3 protein-coding genes are annotated in these 15,772 nt (G+C 72.1%); all 3 read right to left on the bottom strand.

The window, feature by feature from the left end:
- Positions 1 to 26: 26 nt before the first annotated feature.
- From O1Q03_RS27565 to O1Q03_RS27575, 3 genes are read right to left on the bottom strand one after another with little or no spacing between them, the layout of a single operon-like run.
- A complete protein-coding gene (locus O1Q03_RS27565) occupies positions 27 to 1,052 on the bottom strand; it encodes a GNAT family N-acetyltransferase (protein WP_269507208.1) in 1,026 nt (341 codons plus the stop codon).
- On the bottom strand, positions 1,042 to 6,036 hold the full coding sequence (locus O1Q03_RS27570) for a non-ribosomal peptide synthetase (protein WP_269507209.1): 4,995 nt from the start codon (positions 6,034 to 6,036) through the stop codon (positions 1,042 to 1,044). Before O1Q03_RS27570 ends, O1Q03_RS27565 begins: the two co-directional genes overlap by 11 nt.
- Positions 6,037 to 6,045: 9 nt before the next feature.
- Positions 6,046 to 15,699, bottom strand: a complete 9,654-nt coding sequence (locus O1Q03_RS27575; RefSeq protein WP_269507211.1) for a non-ribosomal peptide synthetase — start codon at positions 15,697 to 15,699, stop codon at positions 6,046 to 6,048.
- Positions 15,700 to 15,772: the final 73 nt, after the last annotated feature.

Here is a 15,772-nt window from a genome sequence, read left to right on the forward strand (position 1 = left end):
GCTCCCTTGTCGGTGAAACCGGCCCGTCAGACATGACGGCCGGAAAAGAACGTCTCGCGCACCGTGTGCATCCACAGCGGCTGCGCGTCGGCCAGCGCCAGACGGCGCTGCCGCGCGAAGCCATGCCGCGCGAGGATGTCGACGACCCGCGCGCGGCCGGCCGGGACCGCGCAGCCGAGCGCTTCGGTGCGCGGGTCGTCGAGAAACAGGTAATGAACGACCGACGGCAGCCAGCCCGCCACGCAATGCGGGCCGCGCCAGCGCGATGCGCCGACCAGCATCCGCAGGCCGCGGTCGTAGTCGCGCGCGCCGACGTGCGGCGCGAGCGGGTCTTCCTTCAGCCAGAACGCTTCGAAGTACGCGAACGGTTCACCATCGAAGCAGCCGACGAGCGGCGTCACGTGCGGGTCGGCATCGGGTTGCGTGCCGTCCGCGCCGGGCTGCGTGCCGGGCCAGCCGTCGCGTACGCGCGGTTCGTCGAACCAGCGTGCGACGCGCGCGGCGTCGTCGCCCGGCTGCCAGCCGCGCAGCGTGAAGCGCACGCCGAGTGCCGGCAGGTCGCGTGCGTACACGTCGCCGCATGGCGCGGGCGGCCGGCGCGGATGACGCCGGCCGTCGGTCAGCATCGGCAGCGTCGCGCACGGCAGATGCTGACCGACACGCCACAGGTCCGCCTGTTGCGCCCAGCCTTCGCGCATGCACAGGCCGCTGTCGGCGAGCACGCCGCTCGCACGCAGCGCATCGAGCGCGACCGCCGGCCACGCGGCCGGGTCGAGCCGGATCGCCGCGCGGCGCGCGTCGTCGGAAAACGCCGCCGCGAGCGCGGCCAGCAGCGCGCGGCGCTGGTCGGCCGGTGCCGTGCGATGGTTGTAGGCGACGAGGCGCAGCGTGCCGTCGTCCGCAAGTTGCGCGCGCAACAATTGCGCGCCGATGCCGTCGCCGTGCGCAACGCGGATCTCGGCGCCGTCACGCGCGGCGAACAGGTCGTCCGCGAATACGAGGCGGCACGTGTCGGGCATCGTGAATCTGTCCGGGCGCACTTCAGCCAGCATCGCGCACCTCCTGCCAGGTCGGCACCGGTGCACCGATGCGTGCGCCGAGCGCCGCGAGCGTCGGCGACGCGAATACGTCGGCCACCGTCAGCGGATGACCGGCGCGGCGCGCCGCGTCGATGAAGCGCACGACGTCGAACGACGTCGCACCGGCTTCGAACAGATCGGCGTCGGGCGCGGGCGCGGCCGTCGCGAACGTGTCCGACCACAACGCCGCGAGCGACGCAACCGCGTGCGGGGCGGCCGACGATGCCGTGCCGTGCGCCGCCTTGCGTGCCGGCGCGACTGCGTTCGCGGCGTGCGCGGCGAATCGCGCGTCGGGCGCGCCGAGCGTCGCTTCCGGCGTACCGGCGAAACGGGCGACTTCGTCGTGATACAGCCGGACGAGCGCGTCGACGAACGTGCCATCGAGCAGTTCGTCCGCATACGAGAACGCGGCGCTCACGCGGCCGTCCGGATGCTCGACGACGTCCAGCTCCAGCGTGAACACGACGCGATGCCGCACGTCGTCGAATTCGGCGAGCGACAAACCGGCCCAGTCGCGCGCGGCCGCACCCGTCGGGCGCAGGTAGTTGAACATCACCTGGAACAGCGGATTGGCCTGCGCGGCACGCGGCGCGCGCAATGCCGCGACGACGTCGGCGAACGGCACGTCGGCATGCGCATACGCGGCGAGCGCCGTGTCGCGCACCTGGGCGAGCACGTCCGCGCGGCGGCCAGCGGCGTCAACGCGCGTGCGCACGACGACGGCATTGATGAAGAGGCCCAGCGCATCGCGCGCCGCGTCGCCCGTGAGCTCGCGCGTCGACGCGAGCACGCCGACCGGCTGGTCGGCCGCGCCGGTCGCGAGGAACAGCGCGGTGTTGAGCGCCGCGTGCAGCAGCATCGGCAACGTCGCATGCGCGGCTGCTGCGGCGTCGCGCGCGGCACGGATCAGCGACGCATCGAACTCGAACGCGATGCGCGCCGCGCGCCATTGCGGGACGGCCGGCGCATCCGCGCGCTGCGGCAGCACGCCCGACGGCAGATCGGCCAGCGCGTCGCGCCAGTACGCGACGCGGGCCGGGTGGCATGGGGCGGGCAACACGAGCGGGAGGTTCTCCACCGCGGGCGTCGATGCCGACGCGGCGACACCGCGGACGATATCGACATAGCGCGCGCGCACCGCGTCGAGCCACAGCTCGATCGATTCGCCATCCGACACGATGTGATGGATCGTCACCGACAACACGTGATCGTCCGCGCCGAGCCGCAGCACGCGTGCGCGCCACAGCGGCGCATCGGCGACGAGATCGAACGGTGCGAGCGCATCCGCATCGGTCAGCGCTGCCGCGCGGGCGAGCGCATCCGGCTGTGCGGACAGATCGACGACCGGCATTTCGACGGAAACGTCTGCATCGATCCGCTGGCCGGGCAGCGTTCCGTCGCGCATCACGAGCCGTGCGCGCAGCGCCGGATGCGCGGCCGCCGCAGCCGAAAACGCCGCGCGCAGCGCAGCGACGTCGAGCGGGCCGCGCACGCGCAACGCGACCGGAATGTTGTACGCGGCGCTGTCCGGCTGCGCGCGCCACAGGAACCAGAGGCCGAGCTGCGGCGGCGACAACGGCCACACGCCCTGCGCATCGGGTTTGACCACCGCGACACCCGGCGCCGCGGCACCGGCATGCGCGGCGCGCGGCGCATCGGCGACCTGCCGCGCGTATTGCGCGAGCATCGGTGCTTCGAACAGCGCACGCACCGGCACATCGCGGCCGAGCCGCTCGGCAACCCGCGTCGCAACGCGCACCGCGGCCAGCGAATGGCCGCCGAGTTCGAAGAAGTGATCGCCACGCCCGACGCGCTCGACGTTCAGCACGTCGCGCCAGATCGCCGCGAGCGCAGCTTCGTCGCCGTCGCGCGGCGCCTCGTATGCGCGTTCGACGCGCACCGGCACCGGCAATCGCGCGCGGTCGACCTTGCTGTTCGCATTGCGCGGCAACGCATCGAGCACGATCAGTTGCGCGGGCACCATGTAGTCGGGCAGCGTGCGGCGCAGATGCGCATCGAGCGTCGCGGCTTCGACGGGTTGCGCGGCGGCCTGCGCGTCGGCGGTCAGTTCGACGTACGCGACGAGCAGCGCGTGCGCGCCCTGCCCGTGCACGACCGCGCACGCTTCGCGCACCGCGTCGTGCGCGGCGAGCTGCGCCTCGATTTCACCGAGTTCGATGCGCAGCCCGCGCAGCTTCACCTGATGATCGACACGCCCGATGAAGTCGAACACGCCATCGGCGCGACGCCGCACGAGGTCGCCGGTGCGGTACAGGCGTGCGCCGGGCGCGCCGTACGGATCGGGCACGAAGCGCTCGGCCGTCAGTGCCGGACGATCCAGATAGCCGCGCGCGACGCCGATTCCCTCGCCGCCCAGATACAGTTCGCCGATCACGCCGACCGGCAGCGGATGCAGCCGCGCGTCGAGCACGTGCACGGTGCGCGCGCCGACCAGCGTGCCGATCGGCAGGTACGCGGCGTCGCCGAGCTTCGCGAGATCGTCGCCGGGACGGAACATCCACAACGTCGGCGTGATCACGGTCTCGGTCGGGCCGTAGCCGTTGACCACCCGCACGTTCGGCATCGCGCGGCGCAGCATCGCAAACGCTTCGCGCGACGTCGCCTCGCCGCCGACGGTCAGCGAACGCAGCGTCGGCGGCGCACCGTGCGCGAGCGCCCATTCGGCGAGCTGCGCGGCGCAGCCGGGCGGCACGTAGGTCATCGTCACGCCGTCGCGGACCATCATCGCGCAGGTCCGCGCGGGCGGCCACAGCACGTCGGCCGTCACCGACACGGCGGCGCCCGACAGGTATTGCGAAAACCACCCTTCGTGCGCGCCGTCGAAGTTCACCGACTGGAACAGCAGGAACACGTCGTGTTCGCTCGCGCCGTAACGCTCGGCGATCGCGACGCAGTGCCGCGCGAAGGCCGCGTGATCGACGATCACGCCCTTCGGCTTGCCGGTCGAGCCCGACGTGTAGATCGCGTATGCCGCATGGCCGGGCAGCACGTCGGGCAGTTCGACGTGCGCGGCTTCGTCGAATGCGTCGACTTGGTCCGCGCGCCAGATGCGCAGCGCCGGCAGTTCGGGCAGCGACGCGGCGCTCGCGCCATCGGTCAGCACGTGCGCGATGCCCGCGTCGCCGACGATCTGCGCGAGGCGTTCGCGCGGATGCGCGGGATCGAGCGGCACGAACGCGGCGCCCGACTTCAGCACCGCGATCAGCGTGACCAGCAGATCGACCGAACGCTGCAGCGCGACGCCGACGCGCATCTCGGGCCGCACGCCGGCCGCGACGAGATTGCGTGCGATGCGTGCGGCGCGGGCGTCGACTTCGCCGCGCGTGAGCGCGCGATCGATGTCGGCGACGCCGCGTGCGTCCGGCCGCGCCTGCGCATGCGCGGCGATGCGCGCATGCACCGGCATGAACGGTTCGGCGTCGGCCGCACCGGCCGGCGCGTTCCACGCGAACAGTTGCGCGAGCTCGTCGGCGGGCAGCCAGTCGAGATCGCCGATCGGCATGTCGGGGCGCGCGAGCGCGTCGCCGAGCAGCGTGACGAAGCGTGCGGCGAGCCGCGCGATCGCGTCCGCGTCGAACAGGTCGAGCGCGTAGATGAACGCGGCATCGAACGTGCCGTCGGGCGTCGCGTCGACGGCGAGCGTCAGGTCGAATTTTGCGGACGGCGTGCCGGACGGCAACAGCGCGGCCGACGCCGCGCCCAGTGCGGGCAGCGAGCGGCGCTCGCCATACGCGGCCATCACCTGGAACAGCGGATGATGGCTCGCGCTGCGCGGCACGCCGAGCGCGTCGACGACCTGTTCGAACGGCACGTCCTGGTGCATCTGCGCATCGACGAGCGCACGCTGCGTACGCGCGACCAGCGACGAGAAATCGCCGTGCGCGGGCACGTCGACGTCGATCGCGAGCGCGTTCACGAAGAACCCGATCAGGCCGCCCGTTTCCGCGCGTTCGCGGTTCGCGGCCGGCACACCGACGCAGATCCGCGCGTCGCCCGTCGCGCGGGCGAGCAACGCGTCGAGCGCGGCAAGCAGCACCGCGAACGGCGTCGCACCCGACGCGGCCGCGAACGCGCGCAGCTGCGCGCCGATCCGTGCGTCGAGCGAAAACCCCTGGCGCGCGCCGCGCACACTGCGCCGTGCGGGTCGCGCGGCGGCACCCGGCAACGTGAGCACGCCGCGCTGCGGATCGAGCCGCTCGCGCCAGAACGCAAGCTGCCGGTCGCGTTCGCCGGCATCGAGCCAGCGGCGCTGCCACAGCGCATAGTCCGCGTACTGGATCGGCAGCGGCGCGAGCGGTACCGGTGCGCCCGACGTGTAAGCGCGATAGAACGCCGCGAGCTCGAACAGCATCACGTCGGACGACCAGCCGTCCGACACGATGTGGTGGACGGTCAGCGCGAGCCAGTGATGCGTCGCGTCGAAGCGGATCAGGTGCGCGCGCATGAGCGGGGCGGTGCCGAGATCGAACGCGTCGGCCTCGTCGGCCGTCGCGACGCTTTCCGCGCGTGCGCCGCGCGCCCCTTCGGGCAGCGCTTCGAGATCGGTCTCGCGCCACGGGCAGCGCAGCGGCGGATGGATCGTCTGCGTGACGCCGTCCTCCGCTTCGTCGAACGTCGTGCGCAGCGCTTCGTGACGCGCGATCAGCGCATCACACGCGAGCCGCAGCGCGTGCGTGTCGAGCGCGCCCGTCAGCGCGAGCCGTTCGGTGATGTGATACGCGTGCGGCGTGTCGATCAGCCGCGCATGCAGCCACAGCCGCGTCTGCGCGAACGATGCGGGCACGCGGTCGCTGCGCGGCGTGCGCGGCGGGATCGGCAGCATGCGAAAGTCGATGCCGGCCGCATCGAGCTTGTCGATGAAGACGGCGCGCTGCGCGTCGGGCAGTTGCGCGAAACGCGTCGCGAGCGCGAGCCAGTCGGGTTGAACCTTCGTCATCCGTCGTCCTTATTGGGTTTCCAGTTCGCCGAGCAGCGCGTCGATCGCGCTCGCCGCATCGGTCTCGCCGCGCGCCGCGCACGCCGCATCGATCGCATCCGCGCAGCGCGCGAGCGTGCGGGCGTCGAACAGCGTGCGCAGCGGCAGCGCGAGCCCCCAGTGCAGGTTTGCCTGCGCATGCGCTTGCGTCGCAAGCAGCGAATGGCCGCCGAGCAGGAAGAAATCGTCGTCGCGGCCGATCGCGTCCACATGCAGCACGCGCTGCCAGATCGCCGCGAGCGCGCGTTCGGTGTCGGTCGCGAGTTCGACCGCTGCGGTCGTTTCACGCACCGGCGCGGGCAATGCATGGCGGTCGCACTTGCCGTTCGGCGTGACCGGCAACGCATCGAGCTCGATCAATTGCGACGGCACCATGTACGCGGGCAGTTGCGCACGCAACGCATCGAGCAACGCCGCGCGGTCGAGCGCGCCCGCGTCGCCGCGTGCGACGTAAGCGATCAGCTGCTCGTCGCGCACGATCACGACCGCGTCGTGCACGCCCGGCGCCGCGCGCAGCAGCGCCTCGATTTCGCCCGGCTCGATCCGCTGGCCGCGCAGCTTCACCTGCGTGTCGACGCGGCCGAGGTAGTCGAGCGCGCCGTCGGCACGACGCCGCGCGAGGTCGCCCGTGCGGTACATGCGCGCGCCCGGCACGAACGGATCGGGCACGAAGCGCTCGGCGGTCAGCGCCGGGCGGCCGAGATAGCCGCGCGCGAGGCCCGCGCCGGCCAGATACAGTTCGCCGGTCGCGCCGGCCGGCACCGGCTGCCATGCGGCGTCGAGCACGTGCAATTGCAGGTTCGCGATCGGATGGCCGATCGGCACCGCGATCGCGTTCGCGTCGTCGGGGCCGCACGTCCAGTGCGACACGTCGATCGCGGCTTCCGTCGGCCCGTACAGGTTCACGAGCGTCGCGTTCGGCAGCAGCCGTGCGACCTTCGCGACGAGCTCGGGCGCGAGCGCTTCGCCGCTCGCGACGATCAGGCGCACGCTGTCGCATGGCGCGGCGGCCGCGAAATCGTCGAGATACGCGGCGAATGCGGCAAGCATCGACGGCACGAAGTGCAGCACGGTCACGCCGTGCGCGTGGATCGCGGCGGCGAGGCGGGCCGGATCGCGGTGGTCGCCGGGCGCGGCGATCGCGAGCTTCGCGCCGATTGCGAGCGGCCACACGAATTCCCATACCGACACGTCGAAACCGAACGGCGTCTTGTGCAGCACGACGTCGTCGCGCGTGAGCCGGTACGCGTGCTGCATCCACGCGATCCGGTTCGCGAGCGCGCCGTGCGTGTTGCCGGCGCCCTTCGGCTTGCCGGTCGAGCCGGACGTGTAGATCAGGTACGCGAGCTGCGCAGCGTCGATGTCGGTCGCGACGTCGTCGGGCAGCTCGCCCGGTTCGTCCGCGAGAAGCTCGGCTACGGTCAGCAGTTGCGTCGTCGCGCCTTCGCCGAGCGCGGCCTCGACCCGCTCGCGCAGATGGGCCTGCGTGATCGCGACGGCCGGACGCGCGTCCTGCAGCAGGTACGCGATGCGCTCGGCCGGATAGTCGGGGTCGATCGGCAGGTACGCGGCGCCTGCCTTCAGCACGCCCACGAGCGCCGTCACCATGTCGAACGAGCGCTCGACGCACAACGCGACCGGCGTGTCGGGCCGCACGCCGCGCCGGCGCAGTGCAGCGGCGACGCGCGACGTGCTCAGGTCGAGTTCGCGATAGGTTGCGCGTTGCACGCGGCCATGCGAATCCGCGTATTCGAGCGCGATCGCGTCCGGCGTCGCACGTGCGACCTCCGTGAATTGCAGATGCAGCGGCTGGCGCTGCGCGGCCGGCCATGTTTGCGCCGTGTGCTGCACGCGCGCCAGCGCATCACGTGCCGCATCGTCCGCGATCGACAGCGTGCCGAGCAGCGCGTCCGGCGTGCGGGCGAGCGCGTCGAGCGCGCAGGCGAACGCGCGGTGCCAGGTTTCGACCTGCCGCGCATCGACGCGTGCGCTGTCGTAGCCATAGTCGATCGTCAGTTCCGTGCCGCTTTCGATCACGAGCGTCAGCGCGAAATCGGTCGCTTCGATGCTGCGTACGTCGCGCAGTGCGAGCGCGCGCGGATCGGCGTCGCGCGCCGTGTCGTCGACCGGGTAGTTCTCGAACACGACCAGCGTGTCGAACAGTGCGCCGCCGGCGCCGCGCGCCCAGCGCTGGATATCGGCAAGCGGCGTATGCGCATGCTCGGCCGCGGCTGCGTTGTCGCGCTGCAGCGCCTGCAGCCAGTCGGCCGCGCGCTGTTGCGGCGCGGGTGCCGTGATCACCGGCAGCGTGTTGATGAAAAGACCGAGCACCGTGTCGACGTCCGCGAGCGCATCGGGGCGACCGGCGACGGTCGCGCCGAACGCGATGGCCGGCTGATGCGTCATGCGCTGCAACGCGAGCGCCCACGCGCCCTGCACCAGCGTGTTCACGGTCAGCTTCAGCGCCCGCGCGGTGTGCGCGACACGCGCAAGCGCATCCGCATCGATCGTCGCACGCCACGTAAGCATTTCGGCATCCGCACGATCGGCCGCGCGCTCGGCGATCAGCGTCGGCGCGTCGAGGCGCGCGAGCCGCTCGGTCCAGAAGCGTTCGTCCGCGTCGCGGTCGCGCGTGCCGAGCCACGCGATGAAGTCGCGATAGCGCAGCGCCGGGCGGCTCGCGAACGGCGATACCGCATCCGGGTCGCGATAGTCGCGCAGCACGTCGGCGAGCAGGCGCGCGGTGCTCCAGCCGTCGAGCAGCAGATGGTGGCGCGTCCACACGACTCGCCATGCGTCGTCGGCCGCGCGGATCAGCGTGAGGCGCATCAGCGGCGGCTCGCGCCAGTCGAAGCCGCGGGCGCGATCGGCCGCGAGCCAGGCGTCGAAATCGGCGTCGAACGCGGCGCCGCGCGTGCGCCAGTCGAGTTGCTCGACCGGCATCTGCGCATGGCGATGCACGCATTGCAGCGGCGCCGCTTCGTCCGGCATCACGCTGGTACGCAGAATGTCGTGGCGCGCGATCGACGCGGCGAATGCGGCCGCGAGCCGGTCCGGGTCGAGCGCGGTCGCCGTCGCGACGAGCTGGTTCACGTAGCTTGCGTGACCGGGCGCGAACAATGCATGGAACAGAATCCCCTGCTGCATCGGCGACAGCGGATAGACATCGTCGATCGTGCGCCAGTCGAGCGGCGCGCGCTCGATCGCGGCCTGCGTGAGACCGGCCGCCTGCGCGAGCGGGAAGTCGCCCGGCGTCGCCCCGCCGCCGCGATGTGCGACACGCGATGCGCAGGCGTCGGCGAGTGCGCGCAGCGCGTTTGCAAAGCGTTCGGCGAATGCGTCGATCGTCGCGCGTTCGAATTGCGGTGCGCCGTACACCCAATGCACTTTGAGCGTGCGCGCGCCGTCGCGATCGGTATCCAGATATGCGTGAATCGCGAGCGTGTTGCCGAGCGGGCCTTCGCGATCGCGCTCGATGCCGATGCCGCCGAAGCGCGGCACGAGCATCACGTCGCGCGGCGCGTCGAACTGGCCGAGATAGTTGAACGTGACGCGCGGCCGCGGCACGGCGGCCAGCGGCGCGCGCGTCGCCGCATCGCCGTAGTGCGCGAGCACGCCGAAGCCGAGCCCTTTGTGCGGCACCGCGCGCAGCGTGTCCTTGACCGCGCACAGCGTGTCGCGTGCGCTCGCGCGCACCGGCAGCGTCACCGGATAGTGGCTCGTCAGCCAGCCGATCGTACGGCTTGCGTCCGCATCGTCGAACAGCGCCTCGCGGCCGTGTCCCTCGAGTTCGACGCGGCACGACGCGGCGCCGCTGCCTTCGGTCAGCGCCAGCGCGAGCGCCGCGCCCAGCAGTTCGATCGTCTGCGTGCGATACGCGGCGTGCGCATCGGTCAGCGCCACGCGGGTCAATGCCGCGTCGATCGTCTGCACGACGACGGCTGCATCGGCGTTCGTCGCCGGTGCGTCGGGATGATCGGGCACGAGGTCGTCGCCCTGCGCCATCGCGGCCCAGTATGCGGTTTCGGCGGAAAACGGCGATGCCGGGTCAGTCGCCGCGCGTGCCAGGCGCGCGGCCCATGCGTGAGCCCGCACGCCCGGCTGCGACAGGCGAACCGGCGCGCGCTCGCATGCGGCGCGATAGGCCGAGTCGAGATCGTCGAGCAGGATGCGCCACGACACGCCGTCGACGATCGCATGATGAATCGCCAGATAGAGCTGCATCGAGCCGTCAGGAAGCCGTGCCGCGCATGCGCACGCGAGCGGCCCGCGGCCCAGATCGAGGCGGCACTGCAACGCGTCGAAGCGCGCCAGCGCGTCGGCTTCGTCGCGTGCCGCGACTTCGACGAACGGCAGCGCGTCGTACGGTTTCGCCGCATCACTTGCGCGCCAGTCACCGTTCGCGTCGCGCGCAAAGCGCTGCCGGAATGCGTCGTGATGCGTGAGCAGCGTGTCGAATGCGCGTGCGAATGCATCGGCATCGAACGAGCCGCGCACGTCGAACGCGACCGACTGGTTCCAGTGGCCCGGATGCGGCACGTCGAGCGCGAAGAAGCGCTGCTGCGCCGGTGTCAGGATCGCCGCGGCAGCGGGCGTAGCCGGGGCGGGCGGAGCCGAAGCCGGCGTTGCTGTGGCAACCTCTTCCGTCTTCGCGATGCGCGCGAGTTCGGCGACCGTCGGGCCGTCGAACAGTTGCTTCGGCGTGAAGCGCACGCCGCGCTTGCGGGCGCGTGCGATCACCTGCAGCACGAGGATCGAGTCGCCGCCGAGTTCGAAGAAGTTGTCGTCGCGGCCGACGCGCGGCGCCTTCAGCACCGCTTGCCACACTTCGGCGAGCGCGTTTTCGACCGGACCCTGCGGCGCGTCGCCCGACGCAACCGTCGCCGGCACGGCGGCCAGCTCGCGCAGTGCCGCGCGATCGATCTTGCCGTTCGCGGTGACCGGCAGGCGCGCGAGCGCGACGAATTGCGCGGGCACCATGTAGTCGGGCAGCGTCGCGCCGAGTGCCGCGCGCACGGCGGCTTCGTCGAATGGCGCGCCGTCGCGCATCACGACGAACGTCGCGAGCCGCAGGCGGCCGTCGTGCTCGATCGCGAGCGTTTCGGCCTGCGCGATCGGGCCGGCCGCGCGTACCGCCGCGCTCACTTCGCCCGGTTCGACGCGGTAGCCGCGAATTTTCACCTGGTCGTCGATGCGACCGAGGAACGCGATCCGGCCGTCCGCGCGCAGACGCACGCGGTCGCCGGTGCGATACAGCCGCGCGCCGGGCGTGAACGGATCGGGCACGAAGCGCTCGGCGGTCTGCGCCGGCCGCTTCAGATAGCCGCGCGCGACGCCCGGCCCGCCCAGATACAGCTCGCCCGTCGCGCCTGCCGGCACGCATGCGCCGAACGCATCGAGCACCAGCGCCCGCGCATTCGGCAGCGGTGCGCCGAGCGGCACGCCGCTTGCGGGATCGCGCGCGTCGGCGGCAATCGACGCGGTGTCGCACGCGATCGCGCCGACCGTCGCTTCGGTCGGCCCGTAATGGTTGATCACGCGGCAGGCCGGCGCGAGCGCGGCCACGCGCGCGACGAGCGCCCACGTCAGCGTTTCGCCGCCGGTCACGAGCGCGTGGCGCGGCAGCACGTCGGCCGGCACGCGCGCGTCGAGCAGTGCCTGCAGGTGGCTCGGCACGATCTTCAGCACGCCGACGTCGCGGCGGCGCATTTCGTCGGCGAACAGGTCCGGGTCGAATGCGCACGCGGCCGGCAGCAGGTGCAGCGTGCGGCCCGCGCACAGCGCGCCGAACAGCGTCGTGTGGCCGAGGTCGGCGGCCACCGTCGATACCATCGCGAACGACGCGTCCGGTGCGAACGCGAGTTCGTCGAGCATGCCCTGCACGTAGTCGGCGAGTGCGCCGTGCGACACGACGACGCCCTTCGGCGCGCCGGTCGAACCCGACGTATAGATCAGATACGCGCCCTGCTCGGGATGCGGCGCGACACGGACGCCGGCCGCATGGGCGAGCGTCGCGTCCTGCGCGAGCGTATCGACGTCGAGCGGCTGCGCGTCGGTGCCGGGCGGCCAGGCGGCTGCGTCCGCGACGAGCGCCCAGCGCGCGCCGCAATCGGCGGCAGCCGCGGCCACGCGTGCGGCGGGCTGCGCCGGATCGAGCAGCACGGCCAGCGCGCCGGCTTTCATTGCACCGAGCAGGCCGACGACGAAACGGGCCGAACGCTCGATGCAGACGATCACGGGTACCTCGGCCGTCGCGCCGCGCAGTTGCAATGCGTGCGCGATCCGGTTCGACGCGTCGTCGAGCTCGGCGAACGTCAGCGATGCCGATGCATCGGCGAGCGCGACGCGATGCGGATACGCGGCCGCCTGCCGCGCGAACGCGGCGACGATATCCGCGTGCTCGATACGCAGCGCACGGCCGTCACGCGGCTGGCGCGAAACCGGCGACGCATCGCACGGCAATGCGGCCGTCGCACGGTGCGGTTCGTGTGCGGCGGCCGCGACCAGCGCCGCATAGCTGTCGAGCCACGCGCGCGCGGTATCGCCATCGATGCAGTCGGTCGCGTATGCGGCGACCAGTTCAATCCCGTGCGCGTCGTCGGTGAAATCCAGCGCGAAGTCGAAGCGCGCGGCGAGATCGGGGCCCGGCGTCGCCACGGCGGTCGCGCCCGGCAGCACGCTGTCGTGACGCGCATCGAACTGCTGTGCGAATTTCACGCGCAGCCATTCGTCGCCGCGCTTGACGGGCGGCTTCACCGCATCGACGACGCGCTCGAACGGCACGTCCTGATGCGCGACCGCATCGAGCGCCGCCGCCCGTGCGGCATCGACGAGCGCGCGGAACGGCTGGGTTGGCGCCACGCGCACGCGCAGCGCGACCGTATTCAGGAACAGCCCGAGCAGCGCACGGGTTTCCGGGCGCTGGCGATGCGCGACCGGCACCGCGACGACCACGTCCGTCTCGCCGGTCACGCGCGACAGCCACGCATCGAGCGCGGCCAGCAGCACGGTGAAGACCGTGGCCCGCGCATCGCGCGCGAGGCGCCGCACGTCGGCCGCGACCGCGTCGGGCACGCGTACCGACACGCGTGCGCCCTGCAGCGTGCGCGTCGCGCCCGGCTGCCGGTCGACCGGCAGCGCGAGCGGGCCCGGCACGTCGCGCAGTGCGCCGCGCCAGTAGTCGAGCTGCCGTTCGCCTTCGCCGCCGGCAAGCATGTCGCGCTGCCAGTCCGCGTAGTCCGCGTACTGGATCGGCAAGCGGGGCAACGACGGTTCGCGGCCTTCCGCATACGCGCGATACGCGGCCGACAGTTCGTCGAACGCGCAGCGCGAACTCCAGCCGTCGGTGATCGCGTGGTGTGCGGTCAGCAGCAGCCGGTGGCGCTCGTCGGCGAGCACGAGAAGCGTCGCGCGCAGCAACGGCCCCGCCGACAGATCGAACGGCGCGCCCGCATCGCGCTCAGCCACGCGCGCGGCTTGCGCATCGCGCGCGGCCGGCGGTTGCGCGCGCAGGTCCAGCGTGGCGATCGCAACCGGCAGGTGTGCGTGGATACGCTGCATCACGATGCCGTCGTCGTTGTCGACGAGCGTCGTGCGCCACGTTTCGTGCCGCTCGATCACGTGATCGAGCGCGCGCTGCAGCGCGTCGCGGTCGAGCACGCCGTCGATCGTCCAGTGCGCGGCAATGTGATACGCGGCACTGGCATCGCGCGTCTGCGCGAGCACCCAGAAACGTTGCTGTGCGAGCGATGCCGCGCGGTCGACGTACGGTGCGGCCAATGCAGCCACGCGACGTGCGGGGATCGCGGCCAGCGGCTCGCCCGTTTCGCGTTCCGCGCGATCGACGTGCGCGGCCAGATCGGCGAGCGACGGATCGGCGAACAGCGTGTCGAGCCGCAGGTTCACGCGCAATGCCGCACGAATCGCGGCCTGAAGCTGCATCGCGGCCAGCGAATCGGCGCCGAGCGCGAAGAAGCGATCGTCGCGCGACGGAACGACATCGAGACCGAGCAGCGTCTGCCAGACATCGGCAATCCGTTGCTCGGTGGCCGTGCGCGGCGCATCGCCCGCGCGTTGTGCCGTATCGCGCGCGGCGGCCATGCGCTCGCGCAGCGCGGCCCGGTCGATCTTGCCGTTCAGCGTATACGGCAGCGCGTCGCACCGGACGAACCGGTGCGGTTGCCACGCTGCAGGCAATTGCGCGGCCACGTGCGCCTTCAGCACCGCATCGTCGGCAGCCGCGCGCAGCGCGACGCACGCGATCAGCCGCGTCGGGCCGTTGCCGGTTTCGGCGATCACCGCTGCATCGGCAACGGCCGGATGCGTGCGCAGGCACGCGGCGATTTCGGCGGGTTCTACCCGCACGCCGCGCACCTGAACCTGATCGTCGAGACGGCCGAGGTAATCGAATGCACCGTCGTCACGCAAGCGTGCAAGATCACCGGTGCGATAGACGCGCGCACCCGGCTCGCCGTCCGCGTCGGGAATGAAGCGCTCGGCCGTCAACGCCGGACGACCGTGATAGCCGCGCGCAAGACACACGCCGCCGAGCAGCAATTCGCCACCGTCGCCCGCTTCGTCGCCATCGATACGCGCGACGCGCGGCCCGATCACGCGACCGATCGGCAGCGACGCAAACGCATCGTCCGCCGCGAGCGCCGGCGTCTCGCCCGGCTCGACCGGCCACAGCATCGGCGAGATCACGGCCTCGGTCGGCCCGTAGCCGTTGATCAGGCGTACCGACGGGAACGTCCGGCGCACGCATTCGAACGCCTGCTGCGGCAGCGCTTCGCCGCCGAATGCGAGCACGCGCAATGCCGGCGGCACGCCGTCGCGCGCGGCGACGGCCGCGAATTCGCGCAGATACGCCGGCGGGAATGCGGCGACGTTGACCGACTCGCGCACCATCAGCGCATGCGCGGCGTCCGGCGCGAACGGCTGCGGCGGCGCGATCGTCACGCTGGCGCCAACCGCGAGCGGCGCGAGCCAGCATTCGTGCGCGGCATCGAAATTGACCGACGCGAAATGCAGCAGGCAGTCGCCGCGCTCGATCGGCAGCGCGGCCGCGAGCGCGTCGCAATGCGCGGCGAGCGGCCCGTGCTCGACGACGACCGCCTTCGGCGTGCCGGTCGAACCCGACGTATAGATCATGTAGGCAGCCGACCGGGGATGCACCCGTGCGTCGTCGTGATCGTCGAAGGCCGCGGCATCCGCGCCGTCGGCCGCCGCGGCGGTCGCATCGAACGCGTGCACGAACCGCGTGCCGAGCGCCGCGCGGCCCGCCGCATCGACGATCCCGTGCCGCAATTGCGCATCCTGCACGATCCAGTCGAGGCGCGCGGCCGGATGGCGCGGATCGAGCGGCACGAACACGCCGCCGGCCTTCAGCACGGCCAGCAACGCGACGAACAGCTCGCACGAGCGTTCGACGCACACGCCGACCCGCACTTCCGCGCCGACGCCGGCCGCGCGCAACTGCCGCGCAAGCTGCGACGCACGCGCATCGAGCGCGCCGCGCGACATGCGCAGATCGTTCAGGAAAGGTGCGGCGAGCGCGGGTGCGTCGGGCGCAATGCGCGCCAGTTCGCGGATTCGGTGATGCAGCGCAGTCGGGAAACTCGTCATGTGCGTGAAGTCCTTCGGTCCGGCCGCTTCGGCCAAGTCTCGGGGCCGCTTTGGGCGGCTTCACTGGTGTGAC

It is taken from the genome of Burkholderia sp. IMCC1007 (genome assembly GCF_027257875.1).
In the GTDB taxonomy this organism is placed as follows: domain Bacteria; phylum Pseudomonadota; class Gammaproteobacteria; order Burkholderiales; family Burkholderiaceae; genus Burkholderia.